Consider the following 25363-nt stretch of genomic DNA (forward strand, 5'->3'; position numbering starts at 1 on the left):
GCCATGCCCGATCTCAGCGTGCCCGAACCCCGTTGGGCGCCCCCGGGCGCCGTACGGTTCGCCGGCGGCGTGCCCGTCGCCCTGGTGGCGCCCGGTGCGGGGCTGCCGTCGCTGCCCGCGGCCGTGGGCGAGATGGCGACGCTGCGCCACATCGACCTCGACGGGAACGCGCTCACGACGCTGCCCGGCTGGATCGGGCGCCTGGAGCGGCTGCGGGTCCTGCTGCTCTACGGCAACCGGATCGCGGCCCTCCCGCCCGGACTGGGCCGCCTCGCCTCGCTCGAACACCTGAGTGCGGGGCGCAACGCGCTGACCGCGGTGCCGGACGCACTGTGGCGGCTCGGCCGGCTGCGGTCGCTCAACCTGGCGGAGAACGAGATCGCCGACCTTCCTCCCGGCCTCGGCCGCCTTCGCGAGCTGCGCATGCTCGACCTGGGGCACAACCGGCTGCGCGAGGTGCCCGCGGAGATCGGCGACCTGCCCTGCCTCACGGACTACCTCTACCTGAGCGACAACGGGTTCACGTCGGTGCCCGCCTCGCTGGGGCGGCTCGACCGGCTCGGCTATCTCAACCTCGCGGAGAACCGGCTGGCCGCGCTGCCCGCGTCGATCGGCGGCATGACCGGCCTGCACGAGCTGCGGGCTCACGACAACCGGTTGACCACGCTGCCGGAGACGATCGGGCGCCTGACCGGGCTGCGCGAACTGCACCTCAGGAACAACCGCCTCGCCGCGCTGCCCGAGGCGATCGGAGGGCTGCGCGCGCTGCGTCACCTGGACCTGCGCGGCAACCCCCTGGAACGGCTGCCCGGCTCCGTCGTACGCCTGACGGAGCTGACCCACCTCGACCTGCGGGCGACCCGCCTCTCCACGCTGCCCGGCGGGCTCGCGGAGCTGCCGCGGCTGGAGAAGCTCGACCTGCGCTGGATCAAGTTCGACGAGGTTCCCGCCTGCGTCCGCCCGCTGCGTGAGCGCGGCTGCGTCGTCCTGCTGTGATGACGCGCCGAGGTGTCAGCCCGGGGCCGAGGCGGGCTCGGCCGCCCCGGAGCGTACGGGCTGGTCCCAGCCGGGACACAGGGAACGCTCGGCCAGCGCGAGCAGGTCCTCATATCGGCGTGCCAGGCCGTGGAGGTCCTCCGTGGGCCCGTTCATGCAGAGCAGGCCGATACTGACGAAGACCGACACGATGAACTGCGGCTGCAGGTCGTCCGGCGCCGCCCCCATCCTGCGGGCCACCTCGGCGACCAGCCTGCGCTCGTTCTGCCTGATCAACCGCATGGCGCCCGCGAGCAGGGGAGGAGTGGTGTGGACGAGTCGCTGGGCCTTCATGATCCTGCTCGCCTCGGCGCCGTCGATCTCTCGTAGGATGCCCAGCATGGCGCGCATCGACTGAGTCAGCGAGGTGAACGGCGACTCCGACAGCGGCCGTGAGACCAGTTCGGTGAGGAACATCTCCTGCTCGTCGGCGGTCAGCGAGAGCGCCACGTCCTCCTTCGACGCGAAGTACCGGAAGAACGTCCTGGGCGAGACCTCCACCTCGGCGGCGATCTGGTCGATCGTGGTCGCCTCGTAGCCCCTGGTGAGGAAGAGGTCGAGGGCCGCGTCGATCAGAGCGTCCCGCGTCCGCTGCTTCTTGCGTTCGCGTAGACCCACGGCGGTCACCTCCTCGAAACTGCCGGTTCACAAACTCTCAGATGTCACCGTATGTCGGATAAAAGGATTTGTCATCTGTCATCGACTGACATAAATTACTGCCGGTCGACACAGTGGTGCTAAGGGGGAATCTCCATGACTCAAGCCGTATCGGTGGACGCCGACGCGCCTCCAGGACGAGGCCAGGGGCATCCATGGCTCACGCTGCTCGCCGTCTCGCTCGGCGTGATCATGGTCATGCTCGACGGCACGGTCGTGGCGATCGCGAACCCGGTCATCGGGGTCGAACTCAAGGCGACGCTGTCGGACCTGCAGTGGGTGACCAGCGGTTACCTGCTCGCGCTGGCGGTCTTCCTGATCACCGCCGGCAAGCTCGGCGACATCTTCGGGCACAAGCGGGTGTTCCTGATCGGTGTCGCCGGCTTCGCGCTTACCTCGCTCGCCATCGGCCTGTCGTCCTCGGTGGGTGTGCTGATCGCGCTGCGCGTGCTGCAGGGCCTGTTCGGCGCGCTGCTCCAGCCCGCCGCGCTCGCGTTGCTCCGGTTGGCGTTCCCCGGTGAGAAGCTCAACATGGCGATGGGCGCGTGGGGCGCGATCATCGGTCTGTCGAGCGCGGCCGGCCCGATCGTCGGTGGCCTCCTGGTGGAGAACGTGAGCTGGCAGTCCGTGTTCTTCATCAACGTGCCGGTGGGCGCGGCGGCCCTGGCCTTCGGGCTGTGGACGCTGCGGGAGAGCAAGGCGCAGATACTGTCCAAGGTCGACTGGCTCGGCGTTGTGCTGCTGACGTGGGTGATGTTCGATCTGGTGTGGGCCATCATCAAGGCTCCCGAGTTGGGCTGGGGCGACGCCCAGACGATCCTCTTCCTCACCGGCGCCGTGGTGTTCGGGGCCGTGTTCCTGTTCTGGCAGTCGAAGGCGCGCGAGCCGCTGCTGCCGCTGAGCCTGTTCCGCAACGCCTCGGTCTCGATCGGGACCGTCCTCATGATCCTCATGTCGTTCGCGATGTTCGGCGCGATGTTCTTCCTCACGTTCTTCTTCCAGGGCGTGCACGGGCTCACGCCGCTCGACTCCGGTCTGCGGATGCTGCCCATGAGCGCCGGCATGATCGTCGCCTCGCCCGTCGCGGGCATCCTCATCGGCAAGCTCGGCCCGAAGATCACCATCGCGGGCGGCATGGTGATCAGCGCCTTCGCGATGTTCCTCATGTCGCGGCTCAGCGTCGATGCCGCCTTCGCCGACAGCGCGATCCCGTTCGTGCTGCTCGCGTTCGGCCTGTCGCCGGTGTTCGTCGGCGCCACCGAGATCATCGTGGGCAACGCGCCGGAGGAGCTGAGCGGCGTCGCGGGCGGCGTGCAGAACTCCGCGATGCAGGTCGGCGGCGCCCTCGGCACCGCCATCCTGGGCGCGGTCGTGTCCGCGAAGGTGGCCGACGTGCTGCCCGGGCACCTCGGCCCGGTGGCGCAGGGCCTCAAGCCCGCGGAGATGGCGGGACTGAAGGCCCTGGCCTCGGTGGGCCAGGCCCCGCCCGGGCTCCCGGCCCAGGTGGCCAAGACGGTCTCCGACGCGGCGCACCTGTCCTTCATGGACGGCCTGCACCTCGGCTTCCTCGTGAGCACGGCGGTCGCCCTCGTCGCGGCGGCCCTGGCCCTGTTCGTCAAGGCCGGCCGCAAGACCGAGGGCGCCCCGGTCCACATGGGCTGACGCCAGGTCCGTTCCGTACGGCCCCCGCCACCCCGGCGGGGGCCGTACGCGCGTCCGGGCCGCAGGTGCCTGCTCGCTCAGTAGACTTGGTATCCGTGAGCGGCACGAAGATTCTTCCCGAGAGCGACGTAACACCCCGGCTCTCGCACGGCGACGGTGACCACGAGCGCTTCTCGCACTTCGCCGACAAGAACAAGATCACTGAGAGCTACGTGACCGGCGCGCCGGTGCGGGCCCTGTGCGGCAAGGTCTGGGTGCCCAGCCGCGACCCGAAGAAGTACCCGGTCTGCCCGGAGTGCAAGGAGATCTACGAGGGGTTGCCCAAGGGCGAGCCCTCCGGCGAGTGAGTGTCGATACGGGATCATCGCCCCCCCGACGGCTAGGGTCTGCCTTCTGACCAGCCGTATCGGGGGAACGAATGGTTCGGCGACCCATCGCCGTCTTCCTTGCATGCCTTTACGCGCTGGGCGGCGCCTGCGCCGCCCCGGCGTCCGCCGGCTCCCGGGCGACCGGTGGTCTCGGCGGCGCCGGACCGCGCGAATCATCGGCCTCCAGGCCGGACACCTGCCTCGCCCACCACGCCGTTCCGCGGCGCCGGCACGGCCTGGGTGCGCTCACGCACGCCCTGGAGCCGCGTGAGCCGGGGCCGGACGAGGTCGCCCGGATGGCGGCCGACCTGGCCCGAAGGATCGGCACAGCGCAGCCGAGAGCAACCGCCCAGCCGAGAGCAACCGCGCAGCCGGGGGCCACGGCGCAGCCCGGAGTCACGGCGCAGCCCGGAGTCACGGCGCAGCCCGGAGTCACGGCGCGGCCTGGGGTCACGGCGCGGCCGGGGAGCGGTGCGAACGACCGGCGGAGCGTTCCCCGGGCCGTCGAGCGGATCACCGTTCCTGTGTGGGTGCACATCATCAGGGACCACGCGCTCGGCCTGCCCGACGCCGCCGTCTCCCGGCAGATCGCCGTGCTGAACACCGCCTACTCCGGCGGGTACGGCGGGGCCGACACCGGCGTGCGCTTCGAGCTCAAGGGCATCACGCACACCGACAACCGGAGCTGGTTCCGCGACCCCCTCGGCTACGAGGAGCCGATGAAGAAGAAGCTGCGGGTCGGGGGTCCCGAGACGCTCAACCTGTACATCGCGCAGCTGAGCCGGCTCGTGCTCGGCTACTCCACCTATCCGTACTGGTACGACGACGAGCCCGTGCTGGACGGCGTGGTGATCGACTGGCGGAGCGTCCCCGGCGGCCCGCTGCGCGACTTCGCCAGAGGCTTCACGGCCGTGCACGAGATCGGCCACTGGCTGGGCCTGCTGCACACCTTCGAGAACGGCTGCAAGGCCCCGGGCGACTCGGTGGACGACACTCCCGCCGAGGCGTACCCGACGAACGGCTGCCCCTCCAAGAAGGACACCTGCCCCGCCCCGGGTGGCGATCCGACGCACAACTTCATGGACTACGCCCAGGACCGCTGCATGCGCGAGTTCACCGCGGGCCAGGGCGTACGGGTCCACCAGATGTGGGACGCCTATCGCCGCCCCGCGCCGCAGGGAGCCGACGCGGGGCTGCAGAAAGCCGCCGCCGCTGGGCTTCAGGGGGTCGCCGCGGACGGCGCGGACGGCCCCACCGGCACCACGAACGGCAGCACGAACGACGACTCCATGCCGAGCCTCGCCGCACAGGGCCTTGAGGGCCCGGCCGACGACATACAGGGCGATGAGGAATCGTCAGGAGGAACAGGGCGATGACGAATCGGCCGGAGCCGTTGACGTCGCGGCGCGGGTGTGAGTAACTCCACAGCAGCGTTCATGGTCACGAAGCTTCACGCCCGGTCCTGAGCGCCGAAGTCGCTCGCCGGTTCCGTCCCACGCGCCCGGCCAGGCCGCCCGGGGAGGCTTTGTGGATGACCAGTGGATGCGCCGGGTCTGGCCCCCCGCCGAGGAGGAGTCCCCGCCGTCCAAGGAGGGCCTCACCCGCCCGTACGGCGCCCCGGGCGGGTCGCCGCGGTCGTCCACGCCGGCGTCGCCCCCCCAGTGGCCCACACGGCCGTACGGCGGCCGTGAGCCGGACCGGAACCCCGCAGAGGAGAGCCTTACCGGCCTGTACGGCGCGCCGGTCTCCGAACGGCGGCAGGCCGACCGCCCGGTCTGGCCCTCGCTGGACCTGGAGTCCCCGGAGCCCGAGGACGACCTGCCCCCGTCGGCCCGCCGCTACCGTGCGCCCGAGACGCCTCCCCGCCCGATGCCGCGGTGGCTGCGGCGCCTTCTCGTCGGCGGCCTCGCGCTGGTCTGCTCGGCCGCCGTCATCGGCGCGGTGGTCGTCACGGTCCTGCACCGGGCCGAGAGCGCGCCCCCCACGGTGATCGACGACCAGATCGCCGGGGTCTCCTACACGCTGCCGCCGGAGTGGCGGGAGGGAGTGGTCGCGCCCGTGACCGGCTTCACCTCGGTCGCCGCGCGCGGGGACAGCGCCACGGTCATGGCCCGCTCCGGCGACCGGGTGGACCCGCCCAACCTGCGTTCGGCGGTCATCGACCTGAGCGATCTCTACGCGCAGTTGCTGCTGCACGGGGACAAGGTCGAGGTGCTGGACGACCGCGCGGTGACCGTCGGCGGGCGGCCGGGTCACACGCGGGCCGTACGCGCCGAGTACAGCGACGTGGTGAACGAGCCCGCCTTCATGCGGGTGACCCTGCTGACCCGGCCGGACGGCGGCAGCACGGTCCTGCTCGGGCTGGCCCATCCCGACCGCCCCCAGTCGCGCGCGGAGATCGAGGGCCTGATGTGGGGAGCCCGCTGACCACCCGCCCGGTCCGCCGTCGCGGGGACGGACGGCATGACTGCGGCCTCCCGGAGATCAGGGCGCTCGAACGCCTGGTCGCCGAGAGGCCGTGGCTTCTTTCGGCAGATCGGCTGACGCGGTTCCCCGCCGTAGACGCGGCTCAGCGCATGACGACCCGCACGACGAGATCACGACATCGCCAGATCGGCCATCCGGTTCTCAGCCGGCGTGCGGCCGCGAGTCCCGGTGGCCCGGGATGGGGTCGTTCACCGACCCGGCTGATTGGCGAAGCCGGCGGCTCCGGATGATCCGCTGCCGCCCGGTGCGGTGGGAACGTCGGCGGGACCGAACGACCGGGTGCCGGATGTGGTGGATCCGAGCCCCCCGGAGCCGGGCGCCGGGGTGGGAACGTCGGCGGGTCCGAACGATCCGGGGTTGGCCAGCAGTGTGGTCGGTTCCGGTTCTCCGACGACGCTGATCCGCGCGCCGTCTCGGCGATCGTGCGTCTGCTGCGCCGCGAGGGCGGGCAGGGCGGTCAGGGGCACCAGGCCGGCCGCGACGACGGCCGCTGCCGTGACTGACCGGCTGCGCGTCTCCCTTCGCGGGTTCTCTGTCATGTCTGCGATCCAACGCGTGAACAGCATGTGGGCCTCCTATCGAGATGGCGATCCTGTTCTACGGCGCATGGCCGCGATGATGTTCGCTCGCCACGCCGGGATGGCCGCTCCTGACCGAGAGCTTGATTTGTTCGTGGCGGGTGTCGCGGTCGCACCGCCAAATCCGGGCGTATCGGAACGGCTCCGGCAGTCGGCGGGAAGCGTCGTGAATCGCCACACAAAGGCGACGAGGCGGGCGGGCGTGGAAAAGATTTATAGAAAGTAGTCGGCTTTGAACTAGGCGTAACTTATGTTTGCCGTGCACCGAAAGGTGTCTCAGGGCCTCCGTTCCCGTGAAGAGGTAGCTTCGGGGCTGCATCGCTCGAAAACGCGGTGACCCGGAAAGTCCAATTCTCGTCATTGGGAGGGAAATCAATTGATTTCTCGTAGGAGCACTTCGGTTTCAGGCCCGCACACCGTCGGTCGCCTCCTTACCTGGGCCGCCGCGACGACGGTGGCCGGCGCGCTTGTGGGACTGTCGGCTCCGCTGGCCGCCAGTGCCGACACCGCGACGACGAGGCCCGCCGCCGACCACCAGCTCACCGCGCCGGCCTCGGTGCCGCTTCACCTCGACGGGAACGATCCGAAGGGCGGGAAGGAGCCGATCCGGTGGCTCGACGCCACCATCGTCTCGCGGGGCATGCCGGGCGGTCCGGTCAACTTCGCCGTGTCCGCCAACAACGGGGCCCCGTTCGTCTTCGACCCGCGGAGCGAGCCGCTCGGCTGGCAGAGCCTGCGGCGCGTGCCGGGCAGCCGGGGAGCTTTCGTGACCAACATCACCGCGACCGAGGACGCCGGATCGGCAACCGGCGGGACCCTCGCGATCGTCGCGCGGACGTCCGACAGCAACATCTTCTTCACGATCTGCGACGTGAGGAACGCTCTTCCGCAGGCGCCCGCGCCCTTGCCGTGCAGCCCCTGGCAGCGTCTGCGCGACTGACGGCGGACAGGACGAATTCACGACCACGAACCCACGGCCCGCAGGAGTCATCATCTCCTGCGGGCCGTCGCGGTTGTTTCCGACAATGACTTGTATCGGCCCCATCTTCGTCTCCTGTCTCCGGTGACCGCCGGGACAAGCGTGAACAGCGGCCGATATGACGGTAGGTGGCCGTTTTCGCCCAAACGGCTTTGAGATAGACGTGACATCTGTTTGCCGGTATCCGATAAGTGTCGCGCTGCCCCCGTTTCACCGGCCAGGTATCTTCGATGTCGCATCGCACGAAAACGCGGTGACCCGGAAAGACCAATTCTCACCATGGGGGGAAATCAAATTGATTTCTCGTAGGAGCAGCTCGGCCTCTGGTTCGCGTGGCGCCGGTCGCCTGCTGATGTGGTCCGCCGCGGCGGTGGTGACCTGCGCGACGGTTGGGCTGTCGGGCTCGATCGCGGCGAGCGCCACCACAACGAAGACCGCCCCCGCCACGCAGCCGACGACGAACCCGCAGGGCGGGGAGAAGAAGACCATTCCCTACCCGCGCCTCGACTCGGCGAACGTCGTCACGACTTTCAGCGTGCCGGCATCGACCGGGACCGCCGTGACCCCGCTCACCTCGAACACCTTCACCGGATCGGCGCGCAGGGGTCGCGTGTTCGTCAACGACGGCACGGGCTGGGCCGACCTCAGCTCGGTGTTCAGCCCGGGATACCTGTACGACATCACGCTGGCTCCCTCGCCGAGCACCGGGTTCACGCCCAACGGCACCACCACTCTTTCCAACCTCGCGGCGAGTGGCATCCCGGCGGGGCGGCTGAGGGTCACCGTGCGGAAGGCCGACGGGGGCATCTACTACTCGGACTGCAGTGTCGCGAGCACAAGCGGTGCCTCGACCCTTCCGCTGACCGCCGTCGACTGCACCAAGGCGACGCGTCTGTGACGACGAGCGACATCGGCTAGCCGATGGGGGCGGGGACCCGCGGATGCCGGACGGCTCCGCAGGTCTCCGCCCCGATCGTTTGCCAGAGGCTCGTGCCGATGCGCGGTCTCGGGCGGCGGCTCGGCCGGTACGGAACGGACCGCTCACCATGGCGCCCGATCCGACACTGTGGGGATTGCCACACCGGGCTATTTCGGACCACCCTGCGCGTGGGCGGCACGTCTTGTCGGTCCGGCGGGCTAGTCTGAATCCACTGTGAGGGAGCGAACCGATAGAGACACCAGTGTTCCGATGAGTTCGGGGAGGCGTCGTTGAGCGTTTCGGCCGCGTCCCACCTCTCCCCGTCCTACCCCGACAGAGCCGCCTGGGGCACCGCCCCGAAGCTGCGCGCATGGCAGCAGCAGGCCTACGACCTCTACTTCAGCCGTGAGCCGCGCGACTTCCTGACCGTCGCCACCCCCGGCGCCGGCAAGACGACGTACGCGCTGCGGATCGCCAGCGAGCTGCTCAGCCGCGGGGTCGTGCGCGCGCTGACGATCGTCACCCCCACCGAGCACCTCAAGCGGCAGTGGGCCGACGCCGCGGCCCGGGTCGGGATCGGCATCGACCCCGAGTTCAAGAACAGCCAGGGCGCCACCTCGCGCGACTACGTCGGGGTCGCGGTCACGTACGCGCAGATCGCGATGCACCCGGCGCTGCATCGGGCCCGCACCGAGGCGCGCAAGACTTTGGTGATCTTCGACGAGATCCACCACGCCGGCGACGCGAAGTCGTGGGGCGACGGCGTCCGCGAGGCGTTCGAGCCCGCGACCAGACGACTCGCGCTGACCGGCACGCCCTTCCGGTCCGACGACAGCCCGATCCCGTTCGTCACCTACGTCGAGGACGGCGAGGGGGCGATGCGGAGCGTCTCCGACTACTCCTACGGGTACGGCCCGGCTCTGGCCGACAACGTCGTCCGGCCGGTCATCTTCCTGGCGTACTCGGGAGAGATGAAGTGGCGCACCCGCGCGGGCGACGAGATCGCCGCCACTCTCGGCACGCCGCTAACCAAGGACCAGCTCTCGCAGGCGTGGCGGGCCGCCCTCGACCCCAAGGGCGACTGGATCCGCCAGGTCATCCACGCGGCCGACCGCCGCCTCACCGAGGTGCGGCGGGGCGTTCCCGACGCGGGCGGGCTGGTCATCGCCTCCGACCACGAGTCGGCCCGCGCCTACGCCCGGCACATCCGCACGGTGACCGGGGAAGGGGCCGAGGTCGTGCTCTCCGACGACCCGGGCGCCTCCAAGAAGATCAAGGACTTCGCCACCTCCGACCGGCGCTGGCTGGTCGCGGTCCGGATGGTCTCCGAGGGCGTCGACATTCCCCGGCTGTGCGTCGGGGTCTACGCCACGAGCACCTCGACCCCGCTGTTCTTCGCCCAGGCCGTCGGGCGTTTCGTCCGCGCCCGCAAGCGAGGGGAGACCGCGTCGGTCTTCCTGCCCTCGGTGCCCGTCCTGATGGGCCTCGCGGGCGAGATGGAGGCCGAGCGCGACCACGTGCTGGGCCGCCGCCGCGACGAGGACGGCCTCGACGACATGCTGCTCGAGCAGGCCCAGCAGGAGAAGAAGCAGCCCGACGCGCTCGGCGACGAGCTGCCCTTCCAGACGCTGGAGGCGTCCGCGACCTTCGACCGGGTGCTGTTCGACGGCGGCGAGTTCGGCACCGCCGCCGCGCCCGGCTCGCCCGAGGAGGAGGACTTCATCGGCCTGCCCGGCCTGCTGGAGCCCGACCAGGTGGCCTCACTGCTGCGCAAGCGCCAGGCCGACCAGCAGGCGGCCAAGCGCAAGACCAAGAAGGGGAGCGAGGACAGCGCCCCCGCCCTCGCGCCGCACGAGCAACTCGCCGAGCTCCGCAAGGAGCTGAACGGCCTCGTCGGCGCGTGGAACCACCGCACCGGCCAGCCGCACGGCGTCATCCACGCCGAGCTGCGCCGCGCCTGCGGCGGCCCCGCCATCGCTCAGGCCACCGCCGAGCAGGTCCGCGAACGCATCGCGATGATCCGCAAGTGGGCCACCCAGCGCAGGTGACCCCCGCCGGGCCCGCCTGCCCCAAAGTCTGAGGCGGCGCGCCCGGCCTGCCCAGCACGCGGTCCGAGCCCGGATGCCGGGCGGGCCGGTCTCTTCCGTGATTTCGTCTGTCATCCGATCCCGCCTCCCGGGGCGTAGTCATCGCCGGAGACGACGAGACGGAGATGATCGATGGACGACGGGTTCGCCGAATACGTGGCACAGCGGCATCTACGGCTGTGCCGGATGGCGTATCTCCTCGCCCGGGACTGGGGTACGGCCGAGGACCTGGTGCAGACCGCGCTGGCGAAAGCATGGGTCGCCTGGCGGCGGATCGAGGGCAACCCCGACCCCTACGTCTATCGCATCATCGTGAACACCCACGCCTCCTGGTGGCGCAGGCGCTGGCGCGGGGAGATCCCGGCCGAGACGATCCCCGAGGCGGCCGACCCCCGCGACACGGCGGCGGAGGTGGCCGATCAGGTCGCGCTGTGGAGCGCGATCGGCGCGCTCTCCCCGCGGCAGCGCGCGGTGATCGTCCTGCACTACTACGAGGGACGGACGCTCACCCAGGTCGCCGACATCGTCGGCTGCTCACTGGGAGCGGTGAAGACCCAGCTCAGCCGGGCCCTCGGCCGCCTTCGCGTCGATCCGGACATCCAGACCATGACCATGGAGAGGGCCCAGCGATGAGGTACACCGAGAGCGACCTGCGCACGCTGCTGGATGAGCACGGCCGGGAACGCGACGGCGGGGAACCGGCCGCCCCTCTCGACGCGATCGTGCGGCGGGGCCGACGCATGCGCCGGACTCGGCGGGCCGCGACGGCCGGAGCCGCGGTGGCCTTCACGGTCGCCGCCTTCGCGCTGGGAAACGGCCTGCTGACCGGCCGCTCCGGGGCCGACCGGACGACGGTCGCCGCGCGGCCCACCGGCTCCGCCCAGCCCGCGCGCTGGCCGAAGCTCCCCGACAGGTTTCCCGTGGTGCTGGGAGCCGAGAAGTTCGACCTCCGTCCCATCTATACAGGGCGGTTCGAGACGGTGGGCGCCGGGCAGAGGTTGACCTTCACCCCGACCAGTTACTCCACCGCGATCAAGGTGGCCTGCGACGACCCGCGAGCGTGGGTCGTCGTGGCGATGCCGCTCAAGGGCGGCGAGACGGGCGGCTCGGCCGGACGGTGCGGGGAGTCGGTGGGCGGGCACCACGACCGGAAGTCGGCGCCGTCCGGCTGGCTGAAACGCCCGCAGTCCATCCAGGTCTGGGTCTTCCCCGCGGACGCTCCGATCCGGGAGGTGGCGTGCCGGAAGATGCCGGAGGAGTGCGACGAGTCCGCTCAGGGCCGGGCGTTGCTGCGCCCCGAGGTGCGCGACCAGCTGTCCGCCATGGCCGGCGGACAACCGGGCCGGTGGACCGCCGCGATCTATGACCGGGCCGGCAAGCGTCCGCCCCTGCCGGACGGCGCACCTCTGCCGGACGCCGGCAGCCCGTTCGCAAGCACATCGACGCCGGCCGGCTGAGACCGAACGGGCGGTGGCCGCGTCAGGAGGTGCGGGAGCGCAACGGGATCTTGTCGCCGGTGTGGCCGTCGATCGCCACATAACGCCGGTGGTGCCGGGTGGCCGGGCTGAGCCGGAGGCTGAGGGAGGCCATGCCCTGCTCCACGCGTACGGGAACGTTGCGCGCTCCCTCGTGCTGCCTCGCCTCGACGCCCTCGCGCACCCAGATACGCAGCCGGTGCCCGGCCTGGTGGACGGCCACCGTCGCCGTGTCGCACTGCGCGGGCGACGCGGGCCAGTACACCGTGAGGCCGTGCAGGGCCCTGCCGTGGAACGACAATCGTACGGCCTCGGGGTTGGGGACGCGGGAGTCGCAGGAGGGAGGGCCGCCCTGTGTCGGTGTCGGTGTCGGTGCCGGTGCCGGAGACGGTGTCGCGGCCGCCGCCGCCCGAGGGGGCTGCGCGGCCTGGTCGCCCGCCGGCTGATCGGCGCCGGCGCGTGGGTCGCGTACGGCGACCGTCTGGGCGGGGACCCGGGCGGACTCCTGGCCGAATCCCACGATCATCGTGACCGCCTGCAGGGCCGCCAGCGTCAGCGCGCCCGTGACGCGGAGCACGCCCCGGTGGCCGCGGCCGAAGAGCAGCCAGATGCAGACCGGGGTCAGGACGAGCCAGGTGAGGCCGAGCAGGAACGCGAACATCGGGGCCGCCAATCCACGAAGGGTCGTCGCTCTAGGTAATACACCCGTGACGCTTCGTGGTGAAGACATTGACGTCCGATCCGGCGCGTGTCCCCGCTCAGCCGCCCGGGTCGCCGGATTCGCGGATCAGGAGCGGAGGACGGGCTCCCCGGTGAGCTCCACCCCGGCCTCGGCGAGGCGGGCGAGCGCCGACTCGGTCGTCTCCCTGGCCACGCCGGCCGTCAGGTCCAGCAGGACCCGTACGGCGAAGCCGTCGGCCGCCGCGTCGACGGCGGTGGCCCGGACACAGTGGTCGGTGGCGATGCCGACGACGTCGACGGCCTCCACGCCGCGCTCGCGCAGCCACGCGGCCAGGCCCACGCCGTCGGCGGTGGCGCCCTCGAACCCGCTGTAGGCCGCCTGCCGCGCGCCCTTGCTGAAGACCTCTTCGACCTTCGCGGTGTCGAAGGCCGGGTGGAAGTCGGCGCCGGAGGTGCCCACCACGCAGTGCGGCGGCCAGGAGTCCACGAAGTCGGGCTCGGCCGCGAAATGGGCCCCGGGATCGACGTGGTAGTCGCGGGTGGCGACCACGTGGTCGTACGCGTGCTCGTGGACGTGCCGGCTGATCGCGGCGGCCACCTCGGCGCCGCCGCCGACCGGCAGGCTGCCGCCCTCACAGAAGTCGTTCTGCACGTCCACGACGACGAGCGCGGTCTTCATGGGGTCACCTCACAGTGGCGATCACGGAGGACCGGCGTCGTCCTCATGCGCCGGTCCCCCGCGATCACTTGAAGATAGTAGGGACTGCGGGGTCTCCGGGGGAGAGGCTGCACGCTTCCAGTGGCAACTCGGCCAAAGTCGCCCGGTGGCGGTCGCGGGCGGCCTCCAGGCTCTCGCGCTCGACGACCTTGCCGTCCCGCACGAGTTCCGCCAGCAGCGGGCGGTCCTCCGTCTCCACCGGCTCGCGGGTGACGACCTCGGCGGTCGCCGTGCCGCCGCTGGTCCTGCGGTAGGCCCACTTGCGCCCGCCGACGCTCGGCTTGCCGACCGACGCCTTGGCGACCGGCTGGAGCCGTCCCGTGTGGTCCTCCCGTGCGACGAGCTTGTAGACGAGGCTGGCCGTCGGATGGCCGGAACCCGTGGACAGGGCGGTGCCGACGCCGTAGGCGTCGACCGGCGCCGCGGCCAGCGCCGCGATCGCGAACTCGTCCAGGTCGCTGGTGACGACGATCCGTGTGCGGCTCGCGCCCAGCTCGTCGAGCAGGCGGCGCACCTCCACCGCCACGACCGCGAGGTCGCCGGAGTCGATGCGCACCGCGCCGAGGTCGGGCCCGGCCAGCTCCACCGCGGTGCGTACCGCGTCCGCCACGTCGTAGGTGTCCACGAGCAGGGTGGTGCCGAGCCCGAGGGAGTCGATCTGGGCCCGGAAGGCGTCCTTCTCCGAGTCGTGCAGGAGGGTGAACGCGTGGGCGGCGGTGCCGGCGGTCGGCACGCCGTGCAGGTGGCCGGCCATGAGGTTGGACGTGGAGGCGAAGCCGCACAGGTAGGCGGCCCTGGCGGCGGCGACCGCGGCGTACTCGTGGGTGCGGCGCGAGCCCATCTCGATGAGCGGCCGGTCGCTGGCCGCCTGGGCCATCCGGGAGGCGGCCGCCGCGATCGCGCAGTCGTGGTTGAGTATCGACAGGGCCACGGTCTCCAGCAGCACGGCCTCGGCGAACGTCCCCTCCACCACCATGATCGGTGAGCCGGGGAAGAACGCCTCGCCCTCGCGGTAGCCGTACACGTTGCCCGAGAAGCGGTAGCCGGCGAGGAACTCGCCGGTGGGCTCGTCCACGATCCCGGAGGAGCACAGGAACTCGATGTCCTGCTCCTCGAAGCGGAAGTCCTCGATCGCGTCGAGGAACCGCCCGGTGCCGGCCACCACCCCGTAGCGCCGTCCCCCCGGGAGCCGCCGGGCGAACACCTCGAAGACCGCCCGCCGGTGGGCCGCGCCACTGGCGAGCGCGGCCTGGAGCATCGTCAGTTCGTACTGGTCGGTCAGCAGGGCCGTGCCCGTGGTCATGCGCACGTGTCGAAGACTACGACGGTCGTGGTGCAGGATGGGTACGTGGGTAGCACAGCTCCAGCCGAGGTCGAGCGTCCGTCGTCGGACGTGCGGCCCGATCTGCCGTGGCTCACGATCGTGTGGAACGACCCGGTCAACCTGATGTCGTACGTCACGTACGTCTTCCAGACCGTGTTCGGCTATCCCCGGCAGAAGGCCGAGAAGCTGATGATGGACGTCCACCACAAGGGCAAGGCCGTCGTCGCCAGCGGCACCCGGGAGGAGATGGAGCGGGACGTGCAGATCCTTCACTCCTATGGCCTGTGGGCGACCATTCAGCAGGACACGTGATGAGCACGGGATTTCGGGCGGCGGGCGACGGGGTGACCGTCCAACTCGACGCGGGCGAGGTGTCGATCCTGCGCTCGCTGGTGTCGCAGGTGCTCGGCCTGGTCGAGCCGGGGACCACCGGCGACGACCCGCTGGAGCGCGCCCTGGGCATCGGCTCGGCGGCCCCGCCGGCCGACCCCGTGCTCGCGCGGCTGTTCCCCTCGGCGTACGCCGACGACGAGGACGCGGCGCAGGAGTTCCGGCGCTACACGGAGGCGACGCTGCGCGACGGCAAGCGCGCCGACGCGACCACGCTGCTGGAGACGGCGGCGCCGGGCAGGCTGACGCTGACGGCCGAGCAGGGGCAGGCGTGGCTGCGGGCGATCAACGACGTCCGCCTCGCGCTCGGCGTGCGGCTGGAGGTCACCGAGGAGGTCCACGAGGAGATCGCCTCGATGTCCGAGGACGACCCCCGCTATCCGGCGTTCGTGACCTACGACTGGCTGACCTACCTGCAGGACACCCTTGTCAGGGCGCTTTGGTAGGTTTCCCAGCATGCTGACGATCTCACGCGAGCTGGTCGACAAGATCGTGGCCCATGCCCGGGCCGACCACCCCGACGAGGCGTGCGGCGTCGTGGCCGGGCCCGCCGGGTCCGACCGTCCCGAGCGGTTCGTCCCCATGGAGAACGCCGAGCGCTCCCCGACGTTCTACCGGTTCGACTCGATGGAGCAGTTCCGCGTGTGGCGGGAGATGGACGACCGGGACGAGGTACCTGTCGTGATCTACCACTCCCACACCGCCACCGAGGCGTACCCCTCCCGTACGGACATCAGCTACGCCTCCGAGCCCGACGCCCACTATGTGCTGGTGTCGACCGCCTCCGAGGAGGAGGCGCCCTTCCGGTCCTACCGGATCGTGGACGGCGTCGTGACCGAGGAGGAAGTCAAGATCATAGAGTCGTACGGTTAAACTTGAACCATGGCTAACGATGACGCTCGTCCCGTGTCGTCACCGGCTGTCCTGTCGCGCCGGGTACGCCCGGAATCTCCTGTTCAGGCGTTCCTCTTCGCGCACACGCCGTCTGTCGTCGTCTACGACTGTCGCTGAATCCGGCCGCCTGTTCGGCGCCGGGGAGAAGACCGCTGGAATCGTCGCCCGCCTGCCCCTGTTCAGAGCAGGTGGACGCCCACCATAACGACGACCACTGATCAAGGAGATTGAGCCGACATGGCCATCGAGGTCCGCATTCCTACCATCCTCCGCAGCTACACCGAGGGCGCCAAGGCGGTCAACGCCAAGGGATCGACCCTCGAAGAGCTGATCGGCGACCTGGAGGCGCGCCACCCCGGTCTGAAGGACCGGCTGGTGGACGGGTCCGGGCTGCGCCGCTTCGTCAACGTCTACCTCAACGACGAGGACGTACGCTTCCTCGGCGGGCTCGGCACCCCCGTCGCCGACGGCGACACCGTGACCGTGCTCCCGGCCGTCGCGGGCGGAGCGCGCTGAATGCGCTTCGACTCGTTGATCGACTCGGTCGGGCACACCCCGCTGGTGGGTCTGCCCCGGCTCTCGCCGTCCCCCGACGTACGGGTCTGGGCGAAGCTGGAGGACCGCAACCCGACCGGGTCGGTCAAGGACCGGCCGGCGCTGTGGATGATCGAGCAGGCCGAGAAAGACGGGCTGCTCACGCCGGGCTGCACGATCCTGGAGCCGACCTCCGGCAACACCGGCATCTCGCTGGCGATGTCGGCCCGGCTCAAGGGCTACAAGCTGATCTGCGTCATGCCGGAGAACACCTCCGAGGAGCGCCGCCAGCTGCTGCGCATGTGGGGCGCCGAGATCATCTCCTCGCCGGCCGCGGGCGGCTCCAACGAGGCGGTGCGGGTGGCCAAGGGCCTCGCGGCTGAGCATCCCGACTGGGTGATGCTCTACCAGTACGGCAACCCCGCCAACTGGCGCTCCCACTACGAGTCGACCGGGCCGGAGATCCTCGCGGACCTGCCGACCGTGACCCACTTCGTCGCGGGGCTCGGCACGACCGGCACCCTCATGGGCGTCGGCCGCTACCTGCGCGAGCACGTGCCGGACGTGAAGATCGTGGCCGCCGAGCCGCGATACGGCGAGCTGGTCTACGGCCTGCGCAACGTGGACGAGGGGTTCGTGCCCGAGCTGTACGACGCGTCCGTGCTGACCACCCGCTACTCGGTGACCTCGGCCGACGCGCTGCGCCGGACGCGTGAGCTGCTGGCCGCGGAGGGCATCTTCGCGGGCATCTCGACAGGTTGTGCCCTGCACGCGGCTCTCGGCATGGCCCGCAAGGCCGTCCAGGCGGGCGAGCGGGCCGACATCGTGTTCATCGTGGCCGACGGCGGCTGGAAATACCTGTCCACCGGCGCGTACGAGGGCACCCTCGACGAGGCGGAGGACCGGCTCGAAGGCCAGCTCTGGGCCTGATCGCCGCTGAAGGCCGACCGGCTCACCCCGCCCGCTCCGGCATGGGTGGGCCGGAGATCCGGTTCGGGCGGGATGAGCCGGAGTATGGGGATCAGTTGAACACGACCCGGAGTGTGAAGGTCGAGCCGTCCTCGCCGTGGGTGCCGCTCAGGCCGACCGCCCGCAGTTTCTCGGCGTCGGCGCGCTCCTGGCCGTTCAGGCCGTCCAGGTACAGCTTCTCCAGCCGGTCGAGGTCGGCGTACACGGCGTAGGTGGCGTTCGCGGCGTCCGGGACGGCCAGGCGGAACGTCTCGCTCTCGCCGAGCGTGCCGCCGCCGCCCAGCGTGTCGGCGTACTCCTGGGTGCTCGCGATCACGAACCGCCCGTCGCCCTCGGCGGTGGCGATGTCGGCGGACCTCTCCATGCCGTTCAGGTGGCCCTTGACCCGGTCCACCAGCTCGCGCGCCTTGGCGGTGTCCGTCGTGAGCACGGCGCCCACCCGGGGCTGTGCGCCGTCGAGGTCCTGCTCGTCCAGGGAGAGCGTGAGGGAGCGGCCCAGCAGCGTCGCGAGGTCGTCCGGCAGGGACAGGCCGTACTGCGTCCGCGCCTCGTCGAGGGCCTGCCTGACCGTCTCGCCGCCCGAGCCGTTCGCGGTCTGTTCGATGGACGGCCACTGCTCGCGCAGCAGGTCGCCAAGGCCGGAGATCGAGGCCGCCGCGACCGTGGAGGCGGGCAGCTCGCCGATCTTCACCGGCTCGGGCCGGCCCGACGCGGCCGTCCCGCCGCGGGTGATCCCGGCCAGTTCGGCGTAGTCGCCGGAGAACCGGAGGGCGCCGGCGAACCGCATGCCCCTGATCTGCTGCAGCACGGGCGTCGCGGCGACCTCGCTCCAGCCGGCGTCGGCGACCTTCTCCACGTCCATCCAGAACGACAGCACGCCCTGCTCGCCCAGCGCGCCGAGGTCGGCGGCGAAGCGCGGCTCGCCGGACAGCGGCGCCGCCTTGACGTATTCGTCGGCCAGCTTCTGGCTCATGGCGATGATCGCGTACCCCTCGCGGAACGCCAGGCCGCCCTTGCCGCCGCCGAGGCCCATCTTGGCGATGCCGGTCCGGGCCGCCGCCTCGTCCTTCACCTGGACGGCGAGCGCTCCGACGGGGTCGCCGCCGCCGTCCGCGGGGAGCACGGCGAGGCCGACGCGGTCGCCGAGCCAGGGTTCGACGTCCCTGGCGTAGTCGACCTTGGAGAGGTCCTGGTCGTCCTTCTGCAGCGCGGTGACGAGGGCCTTGCGCGGGTCGTCGCCGCCGAAGGAGTCGCGGGTGGCCGAGAACTTGCGGGCGATGCCGAACAACGCGAGCTTCTGCCCGGCCGACGGGTCGAGGTCGAGCCGGATGTAGGCCATCGCGTTCGCGGGCAGCACGTCCTGCGGTTGCGTGCCGCCGCCGCTCAGCTTCGAGGCGGCCCACACGCCGCCGCCGCCGACCACCCCGACGAGCACGGCGGCCACCAGCGCGAGGATCCAGCCGCGCCCCCGGCGGGCCCGGTCCTGGGGAGGCGCCGGCGGGCCGGGTACGGTGGCGGAGCCGATCTCCTCCGGCTCGGTCCAGGACGGCAGCCGCACGGTGTGCGCCTCGTGCGCCTCGTTCGCGGCGGCGCGGGGAACGCGATAGGCGATGGTGCGGTCCAGGTCGGGTTCGTCACCCGGCTGCCAGGGGCTCGGGGTGTGCGGGGAGATGTCGGGGGACATGGGGCTCACTCACATGCGTCGTCGTCAGGTACGCCGCGACGGTAGGCCGGGCCGGTAGCGACGCGCTTGCAGCCCGCTTGACCGCGAGCCCGGGGAAAGCCCGGTGCCGGACGGGTGCCGACCCCCGCGAGCCCACCGCGCGGTCCGCCGGAGCACCACGCTAGAGTAATGAGCAGAACAATATTCGGTAGAGCGGCGAGGGACGCATGACCAAGTTCGACGAGGCGACGCAGGCCATCCGGGTCGACGACACCACTTATGACGTGTGTCTCGACGACGGATACTCCATCGGAGGGCCGCTGAACGGCGGCTACCTCATGGCCACGATGCTGCGCGCCGTGGTGGACGCCTCGCCGCACGCGCACCCCGTCTCCACGAGCGCCCAGTTCCTGCGGGTGGCCCGCCCCGGCCCGGCCAGGGTGCTGCTCGAGCCGCTCAAGACGGGCCGCACGGCGGCGATGAGCCGGGCGCGGCTCGTCCAGGACGGCGAGTCGTTCATCGAGATGCTCGTCACGACCGCGACCCTGGACGGGGAGGCGGCCCCCGACTGGGCGGACGGCCCGTCCGCCGCGATGCCGGACCTCGCCGACTGCGTGCGCCTGCCCCAACCCAAGCCCCAGTCGAACATGAACTTCAGCGCCCAGATGGAGCTCGCCTTCGACCCGCCCACGATCGGCTGGCTCACCGGCGCGCCGACCGGCCGGCCCGAGTCGCGGGCGTACTTCCGGCTGGCCGAGCCGCAGGACCCCGACCCGTACGTGCTTGCGCTCGCCGTGGACGCGCTGCCGCCGGTCGTGTTCTCGGCGGGGGCGCGGGGATGGGCCCCGACGGTGGAGCTGACCTGGCACCTGCGGGCCCTGCCCGCGCCGGGATGGCTGACCCTGATCGGCGGCGGACGGCTGATCAGCGACGGCTGGTTCGACGAGGAGGTCGAGGTGTGGGACTCGGCGGGCCGGCTGGTCGCCCAGTCCCGCCAGATCGCGCGTCTGGGCCGCGGCTGAGCTGACTTCACTCCGGCGCGCTGTTCGATCGCCGCTCCCGCCCGCCGCCCGGCACGCGGTGTGAGCATTCTTACCGTCAGCGGCGGGGATCAGTCCCCTAACCTTGGGAAGCGTGCCGGAGGACAACACCAGGGCGATCGGGATCTTTGACAGTGGAGTGGGCGGCCTGACCGTCGCCCGGGCGATCATCGACCAGCTGCCCCACGAATCGATCTTCTACGTGGCCGACACGGCCAACCAGCCGTACGGGCCCAAGAGCATCGCCGAGCTCCGCGCGTACGCGCTGGAGGTCATGGACCACCTGGTCGAGCACGACGTGAAGATGCTGGTCATCGCGTGCAACAGCGCGAGCTCGGCCGTGCTCAGGGACGCCAGGGAGCGCTACGACGTCCCGGTCGTCGAGGTGATCCAGCCCGCCACCCGGCGGGCCGTGCGCGCCACCAGGAACGGCAGGGTCGGCGTGATCGCCACGCGGGCCACCATCGAGTCGATGGCCTACCACGACGCCTTCGCCGCCGCCCCCGACGTCGAGCTGGTCGCGGTGGCCGCCCCCCTGCTCGTGGAGTTCGTCGAACGGGGCGAGACGATGAGCGAGGAGCTCATCGAGGTGGTCAGGGGCTATCTCAAGCCGGTCCAGGACGCGGGCTGCGACACGCTCATCCTCGGCTGCACGCACTACCCGCTGCTCACCGGCGCCCTGTCGTACGTCGCCGGGGACGGGGTCACGCTGGTGTCCAGCGCCGAGGAGACGGCCAAGGACGTCTACCGCATCCTGCACGACCGCGGGCTGTCCAACGGCGCGGGCGAGCCGAGGCACCGCTTCCGGGCGACCGGCGACACCGAGCTGTTCGAACGGCTCGGGCAGCGCTTCCTCGGTCCCGAGCTCCAGTCGGTGGAGCGGACCGCCTCCGGCATCGGCGACGTCAGCGGCGTAGGGAGTTCGCGATGAAGTTGACGATCATCGGGTGCTCGGGCAGCTTTCCCGGCCCCGACAGCCCGTCCTCCTGCTATCTGCTGGAGGCCGAGGGCTTCCGGCTGCTGCTCGACTTCGGCAACGGTTCGCTGGGCGCGCTGCAGCGGCACGCCGGGCTCTACGACGTCGACGCCATCCTCCTGTCCCACCTGCACGCCGACCACTGCCTCGACCTGTGCGCCTACCACGTCGTGCGCACCTACACCCCCGACGGCCCGCTGCCGAAGCTGCCCGTCCACGCCCCCTCCGGCGCCTCCAAGCGGCTCAACGCGGCGTACGCGATGCCGGACGAGCCCGTCCTGGAGAACTCCTTCGACTTCGTACGGCTGTCGCCCGGCACCCGGCACGTCGGCCCGTTCGAGGTGACGGCCGCCCCGATGAACCACCCGGTGGAGACCTACGGCTTCCGCGTCACCCACCAGGGCCGTTCCGTCGCGTACTCGGCGGACACCGGCGAGTCGGCCGAGCTGGTCAAGCTGGCCCACGAGGCCGACGTGCTGCTGTGCGAGGCGTCCTTCCTCGACGAGCCGGGCCTGACCCCCGGCCTGCACCTGAGCGGCAGGCAGGCGGCCGAGCACGCCGCCCGCGCCGAGGCCGGCGCGCTCGTTCTCACCCATCTCGTCCCCTGGTACGACAAGTCCCGCATCCTGGAGGACGCCTCGCGCGGCGGCTTCGCCGGCCCGATGGAGTTGGCGCGGAGCGGGGCCGTGTATGACCTAGGGTGACCCGTATGGCTCGTTCACACGGTCGTCGTTCCGACCAGCTTCGCCCCGTGACCATCACCCGGAACTGGCTCGCCCACGCGGAGGGTTCCGTACTGGTGGAGTTCGGGGGCACCAGGGTGTTGTGCGCCGCGACGGTGGAAAGCGGCGTGCCCCGCTGGCGCAAGGGCAGCGGTCTCGGCTGGGTGACGGCCGAGTACGCCATGCTGCCCCGGTCGACCAACACGCGCAACGACCGCGAGTCGGTCCGCGGCAAGATCGGCGGGCGCACCCACGAGATCTCCCGGCTGATCGGCAGGTCCCTGCGGGCCTGTGTCGACTACAAGGCCCTGGGGGAGAACTCCGTCCTGCTCGACTGCGACGTGCTGCAGGCCGACGGCGGCACCCGCACCGCCGCCATCACCGGCGCGTACGTCGCCCTCGCCGACGCGATCGCGTGGATGCGGCAGCGCCGGATGTGTCCCGGCGACCCCCTGGTGAACTCGGTCGCCGCCGTCTCGGTCGGCGTCGTCGGCACCGAGCCGATGCTCGACCTCGACTACAGCGAGGACGTCAAGGCCGAGACCGACATGAACGTGGTGATGACCGGCAGGGGCGACTACGTCGAGGTGCAGGGCACCGCCGAGGGCACGCCGTTCGACCGGACGACGCTCAACGGCCTGCTCGACCTCGCCGCGACCGGCTGCGCGGAGCTCACCCGCCTGCAGGCCGAGGCCCTCGCCTGATCCACGGGAGAACGACAGCATGAACAAGGTGGTTCTGGCCACCCGGAACGCCGGGAAGATCGTCGAACTGCGCCGGATCCTCGCCGACGCCGGCGTGCCGGTCGAACTCGTCGGCCTGGAGGCGTTCCCCCACATCGGCGACGTGGCGGAGACCGGCCTCACGTTCGCGGAGAACGCGCTGCTCAAGGCGCACGCGGTCGCCTCGCAGAGCGGCCTGCCCGCCATCGCCGACGACTCCGGCCTGTGCGTCGAGGCGCTGAACGGCATGCCGGGCATCTTCTCCGCCCGCTGGTCGGGCCGCCACGGCGACGACGACGCCAACCTCGACCTGCTGCTCGCGCAGATCGCCGACGTGCCGGACGGCCGCCGTCAGGCCCACTTCGCCTGCACGGCCGCGCTCGCGCTGCCGACGGGGGAGGAGCACGTGGTGGAGGGGGCCGTGCACGGCCACCTCATCCGCGAACGGCGCGGCACGGGCGGCTTCGGCTACGACCCGATCTTCGTGCCGGACGGCGAGACCCGCACGACGTCCGAGATGTCGGCCGAGGAGAAGAACGCGATCAGCCACCGGGGCAAGGCGTTCCGGGCGATCGCCCCGGTGATCGCCGAGGTCGTCTCGTAATACCGCCGTAAGACCGCCGGCGGCCGGACGGGCGTAGCGTTCGGAACGTGAACGCAGCAGGCACCCGCATGCCCGCCTGGGCGGCCGCGCTGACCGGCCTCGTCGCCGGCGCGGTGGCGCTCGGGGCGGCCCAGATCGTCGCCGGTCTGATCGACCCCGGCGCCGCGCCGGTCGTCGCCGTGGGTGGCGCGGTGGTCGACGCCACGCCCGCCGGCCTCAAGGAATGGGCGATCCGCACCTTCGGCTCCAACGACAAGCCGGTCCTGCTCGGCGGCATCGTCGTCGTGCTCGCGCTCGTCGCCGCCGGTCTCGGCCTGCTCGCCCGCCGCCGGGCGGCGTACGGCACGGTGGGACTGGCCCTGTTCGGCCTCGTCGGCGCCGCCGCGGCGCTGTCCCGTCCGGACGCCGGGGTGGCGCACGTCCTGCCCTCGATCGCGGGCGCCGCGGCCGGCGCCTGGACCCTGTCGCGCCTGACGCGCCGCGCCATGGGCAGCGGCGAGGAAGAGTACGTGGCCGCCAGCCGGGCCGCCGACCAGGGCACGGGCGACACGGTCCTGGCGGCGCCCGCGCCGGCTGGATCGTCGTCGGCTGAGCGCACGAGAGCCGCGAGCCCACGGGAGGAGAGCCGTGCGGCGGAGCCCGGCCCCGCCCTGCCAGCCGTCATGCGGGCGGGCACGGGCACGGGCCCGGGCGCGGGATCGGGCGCGGGATCGGACTCCGCGCCGTACGCCTTCGACCGGCGCAGGCTTCTGACCGGGGCGGCCGCGGGGGTCGCGGTGGTGGGCGCCGCCGGTCTCGGCGGATGGCTGCTGTCGGGCACCAAGGACGCCGAACTGGCCCGGCGCGGCGTGGCCAGGTTGCTGCCGCGCGCGGCGCGCCCGGCCGCGCCGATCCCCGCCGGGGCGGACCTGCGGATTCCCGGCCTCACGCCGTTCGTCACGCCCAACGCGGAGTTCTACCGTGTGGACACCGCCCTCGTCGTGCCGTCGGTGGACCCGGCCCGCTGGACGTTGAAGATCCACGGGCTGGTGGACAAGCCGGTCGAGCTGACCTTCGCCGATCTGCTCAAACGCCCCCTGACGGAGGCGGACGTCACGCTGACCTGCGTGTCCAACGACGTCGGCGGGCCATACGCCGGCAACGCCCGTTGGCTCGGCGCCCGGCTCGCCAACGTGCTGCGCGAGGCCGGGATCCGAAGCGAGGCCGACATGCTGCTCAGCGTCTCCGAGGACGGCTGGACCTGCGGCACACCGGTCGACGTGGTCATGGACGGCCGCGACGCGCTGCTCGCCGTCGCCATGAACGGCGAGGTGCTCCCGGAGGCCCACGGCTTCCCGGTCCGTCAGGTCGTGCCCGGACTGTACGGGTACGTATCGGCGACGAAGTGGGTCACCGAGATCAGGGTCACCCGGTTCGACCGGGAGGAGGCCTACTGGACGCCGCGTGGCTGGGCCCCCCGGGGCCCGATCAAGACCCAGTCCAGGATCGACCTGCCCCGAGACGGGGACGAGGTCACGGCGGGCCGTACGACCGTGGCGGGCGTCGCCTGGGCACAGCACCGCGGCGTCGACGCGGTCGAGGTGCAGGCGGACGGCGGCGCGTGGCGGCAGGCGAGGCTCGCCGACGTGCCCGGCCCCGACACCTGGCGGCAGTGGTCGCTCGACCTGGACCTGACGCCGGGCCGGCACACGATCTCCGTGCGGGCCACCGACGCGACCGGCTACACCCAGACCGCGGACGAGGTCCCGCCCGCCCCCGACGGCGCGACCGGCCACCACACCGTCACCGTCACGGCCCGCTGACCGTCCCCCGCGCGGTCTCCCGATGGAGAGCCGGGTCTGGAGTTGGGAAAACCCGCCGTGCCCCGGACGGCCCGCCT

At 71.6% G+C, this 25363-nt stretch carries 27 protein-coding genes; 21 read left to right on the forward strand and 6 right to left on the reverse strand.

Going from position 1 to position 25363, the window contains the following annotated elements:
* Positions 1 to 3 precede the first annotated feature (3 nt).
* Positions 4 to 996 carry a leucine-rich repeat domain-containing protein gene (locus tag HHX35_RS25230; protein ID WP_220505852.1) on the forward strand — a complete coding sequence of 331 codons (993 nt, stop codon included), beginning with the start codon at positions 4 to 6 and terminating at the stop codon, positions 994 to 996.
* Positions 997 to 1011: 15 nt separating this feature from the next.
* Here HHX35_RS25230 and HHX35_RS25235 read toward each other — a convergent pair whose 3' ends face one another.
* Positions 1012 to 1653, reverse strand: a complete 642-nt coding sequence (locus tag HHX35_RS25235; protein WP_182901204.1) for a TetR family transcriptional regulator — start codon at positions 1651 to 1653, stop codon at positions 1012 to 1014.
* A gap of 135 nt (positions 1654 to 1788) precedes the next feature.
* Here HHX35_RS25235 and HHX35_RS25240 point away from each other — a divergent pair, with 135 nt between their 5' ends.
* From HHX35_RS25240 to HHX35_RS25255, 4 genes are all read left to right on the forward strand, one after another.
* Positions 1789 to 3354 carry a DHA2 family efflux MFS transporter permease subunit gene (locus HHX35_RS25240; protein WP_182901205.1) on the forward strand — a complete coding sequence of 522 codons (1566 nt, stop codon included), beginning with the start codon at positions 1789 to 1791 and terminating at the stop codon, positions 3352 to 3354.
* 86 nt (positions 3355 to 3440) lie between these two features.
* Positions 3441 to 3701, forward strand: a complete 261-nt coding sequence (locus HHX35_RS25245) for a DUF3039 domain-containing protein (protein WP_030510937.1) — start codon at positions 3441 to 3443, stop codon at positions 3699 to 3701.
* Between the two features lie 71 nt (positions 3702 to 3772).
* The gene (locus HHX35_RS25250; RefSeq protein WP_259405372.1) at positions 3773 to 5098 is read left to right on the forward strand and encodes a M43 family zinc metalloprotease; all 1326 of its coding nucleotides are present in this window, start codon (positions 3773 to 3775) and stop codon (positions 5096 to 5098) included.
* A gap of 151 nt (positions 5099 to 5249) precedes the next feature.
* Complete coding sequence (locus tag HHX35_RS25255) at positions 5250 to 6149, forward strand: hypothetical protein (RefSeq protein WP_182901206.1); 900 nt, start codon at positions 5250 to 5252, stop codon at positions 6147 to 6149.
* Positions 6150 to 6397: 248 nt separating this feature from the next.
* Here HHX35_RS25255 and HHX35_RS25260 read toward each other — a convergent pair whose 3' ends face one another.
* Positions 6398 to 6748 (reverse strand): hypothetical protein, encoded by a 351-nt coding sequence (locus HHX35_RS25260; RefSeq protein ID WP_182901207.1) that lies wholly within the window; start codon positions 6746 to 6748, stop codon positions 6398 to 6400.
* 508 nt (positions 6749 to 7256) lie between these two features.
* Here HHX35_RS25260 and HHX35_RS25265 point away from each other — a divergent pair.
* The 5 genes from HHX35_RS25265 to HHX35_RS25285 all read left to right on the forward strand — a co-directional run bounded on the left by HHX35_RS25265 (position 7257) and on the right by HHX35_RS25285 (position 12229).
* Positions 7257 to 7727 carry a hypothetical protein gene (locus tag HHX35_RS25265; RefSeq protein WP_182901208.1) on the forward strand — a complete coding sequence of 157 codons (471 nt, stop codon included), beginning with the start codon at positions 7257 to 7259 and terminating at the stop codon, positions 7725 to 7727.
* Positions 7728 to 8061: 334 nt separating this feature from the next.
* Positions 8062 to 8664, forward strand: a complete 603-nt coding sequence (locus HHX35_RS25270; RefSeq protein WP_182901209.1) for a hypothetical protein — start codon at positions 8062 to 8064, stop codon at positions 8662 to 8664.
* Between the two features lie 311 nt (positions 8665 to 8975).
* Positions 8976 to 10733, forward strand: coding sequence for a DEAD/DEAH box helicase (locus HHX35_RS25275; RefSeq protein WP_182901210.1), 1758 nt, complete (start codon positions 8976 to 8978; stop codon positions 10731 to 10733).
* 171 nt (positions 10734 to 10904) lie between these two features.
* Entirely contained in the window at positions 10905 to 11405 is a 501-nt protein-coding gene (locus HHX35_RS25280; protein WP_182901211.1) for a SigE family RNA polymerase sigma factor, read from the forward strand.
* Positions 11402 to 12229 (forward strand): hypothetical protein, encoded by an 828-nt coding sequence (locus HHX35_RS25285; protein WP_182901212.1) that lies wholly within the window; start codon positions 11402 to 11404, stop codon positions 12227 to 12229. Before HHX35_RS25280 ends, HHX35_RS25285 begins: the two co-directional genes overlap by 4 nt.
* Before the next feature lie 22 nt (positions 12230 to 12251).
* On the opposite strand, the gene HHX35_RS25290 is transcribed toward HHX35_RS25285, so the two are convergent.
* The 3 genes from HHX35_RS25290 to HHX35_RS25300 all read right to left on the reverse strand — a co-directional run bounded on the left by HHX35_RS25290 (position 12252) and on the right by HHX35_RS25300 (position 14949).
* The gene (locus HHX35_RS25290; protein ID WP_182901213.1) at positions 12252 to 12920 is read right to left on the reverse strand and encodes a hypothetical protein; all 669 of its coding nucleotides are present in this window, start codon (positions 12918 to 12920) and stop codon (positions 12252 to 12254) included.
* A gap of 114 nt (positions 12921 to 13034) precedes the next feature.
* Positions 13035 to 13607, reverse strand: a complete 573-nt coding sequence (locus tag HHX35_RS25295) for a nicotinamidase (RefSeq protein WP_182901214.1) — start codon at positions 13605 to 13607, stop codon at positions 13035 to 13037.
* A 64-nt stretch (positions 13608 to 13671) separates the two neighbouring features.
* Positions 13672 to 14949: a nicotinate phosphoribosyltransferase gene (locus tag HHX35_RS25300; protein ID WP_182901343.1), complete on the reverse strand. Its 1278-nt coding sequence runs from the start codon at positions 14947 to 14949 to the stop codon at positions 13672 to 13674.
* A gap of 45 nt (positions 14950 to 14994) precedes the next feature.
* Here HHX35_RS25300 and clpS point away from each other — a divergent pair, with 45 nt between their 5' ends.
* From clpS to HHX35_RS25325, 5 genes are all read left to right on the forward strand, one after another.
* A complete protein-coding gene (clpS, locus tag HHX35_RS43735; RefSeq protein ID WP_182901215.1) occupies positions 14995 to 15282 on the forward strand; it encodes an ATP-dependent Clp protease adapter ClpS in 288 nt (95 codons plus the stop codon).
* On the forward strand, positions 15282 to 15806 hold the full coding sequence (locus HHX35_RS25310; protein WP_182901216.1) for a DUF2017 domain-containing protein: 525 nt from the start codon (positions 15282 to 15284) through the stop codon (positions 15804 to 15806). The genes clpS and HHX35_RS25310 overlap by 1 nt, the downstream gene beginning before the upstream one ends.
* A 10-nt stretch (positions 15807 to 15816) precedes the next feature.
* Positions 15817 to 16233: a Mov34/MPN/PAD-1 family protein gene (locus HHX35_RS25315; RefSeq protein WP_139575916.1), complete on the forward strand. Its 417-nt coding sequence runs from the start codon at positions 15817 to 15819 to the stop codon at positions 16231 to 16233.
* A gap of 258 nt (positions 16234 to 16491) precedes the next feature.
* Positions 16492 to 16770 carry a MoaD/ThiS family protein gene (locus HHX35_RS25320; RefSeq protein WP_182901217.1) on the forward strand — a complete coding sequence of 93 codons (279 nt, stop codon included), beginning with the start codon at positions 16492 to 16494 and terminating at the stop codon, positions 16768 to 16770.
* The gene (locus tag HHX35_RS25325; RefSeq protein WP_182901218.1) at positions 16771 to 17718 is read left to right on the forward strand and encodes a PLP-dependent cysteine synthase family protein; all 948 of its coding nucleotides are present in this window, start codon (positions 16771 to 16773) and stop codon (positions 17716 to 17718) included.
* Between the two features lie 91 nt (positions 17719 to 17809).
* On the opposite strand, the gene HHX35_RS25330 is transcribed toward HHX35_RS25325, so the two are convergent.
* Positions 17810 to 19441, reverse strand: coding sequence for a DUF3352 domain-containing protein (locus HHX35_RS25330; protein WP_182901219.1), 1632 nt, complete (start codon positions 19439 to 19441; stop codon positions 17810 to 17812).
* A 206-nt stretch (positions 19442 to 19647) separates the two neighbouring features.
* Here HHX35_RS25330 and HHX35_RS25335 point away from each other — a divergent pair, with 206 nt between their 5' ends.
* The 6 genes from HHX35_RS25335 to HHX35_RS25360 all read left to right on the forward strand — a co-directional run bounded on the left by HHX35_RS25335 (position 19648) and on the right by HHX35_RS25360 (position 25286).
* Entirely contained in the window at positions 19648 to 20442 is a 795-nt protein-coding gene (locus tag HHX35_RS25335; RefSeq protein ID WP_182901220.1) for a thioesterase family protein, read from the forward strand.
* 112 nt (positions 20443 to 20554) lie between these two features.
* Positions 20555 to 21391 carry a glutamate racemase gene (murI, locus tag HHX35_RS25340; protein ID WP_396780765.1) on the forward strand — a complete coding sequence of 279 codons (837 nt, stop codon included), beginning with the start codon at positions 20555 to 20557 and terminating at the stop codon, positions 21389 to 21391.
* On the forward strand, positions 21388 to 22140 hold the full coding sequence (locus HHX35_RS25345; protein WP_182901222.1) for an MBL fold metallo-hydrolase: 753 nt from the start codon (positions 21388 to 21390) through the stop codon (positions 22138 to 22140). The genes murI and HHX35_RS25345 overlap by 4 nt, the downstream gene beginning before the upstream one ends.
* Positions 22141 to 22145: 5 nt before the next feature.
* Complete coding sequence (rph, locus tag HHX35_RS25350) at positions 22146 to 22862, forward strand: ribonuclease PH (RefSeq protein WP_182901223.1); 717 nt, start codon at positions 22146 to 22148, stop codon at positions 22860 to 22862.
* Positions 22863 to 22881: 19 nt separating this feature from the next.
* Positions 22882 to 23484, forward strand: a complete 603-nt coding sequence (gene rdgB / locus HHX35_RS25355) for an RdgB/HAM1 family non-canonical purine NTP pyrophosphatase (RefSeq protein ID WP_139575924.1) — start codon at positions 22882 to 22884, stop codon at positions 23482 to 23484.
* Between the two features lie 47 nt (positions 23485 to 23531).
* On the forward strand, positions 23532 to 25286 hold the full coding sequence (locus HHX35_RS25360) for a molybdopterin-dependent oxidoreductase (RefSeq protein WP_396780768.1): 1755 nt from the start codon (positions 23532 to 23534) through the stop codon (positions 25284 to 25286).
* Positions 25287 to 25363 lie beyond the last annotated feature (77 nt).

It is taken from the genome of Microbispora sp. H10830, assembly GCF_014161375.1.
GTDB classification, from domain to species: domain Bacteria; phylum Actinomycetota; class Actinomycetes; order Streptosporangiales; family Streptosporangiaceae; genus Microbispora; species Microbispora catharanthi.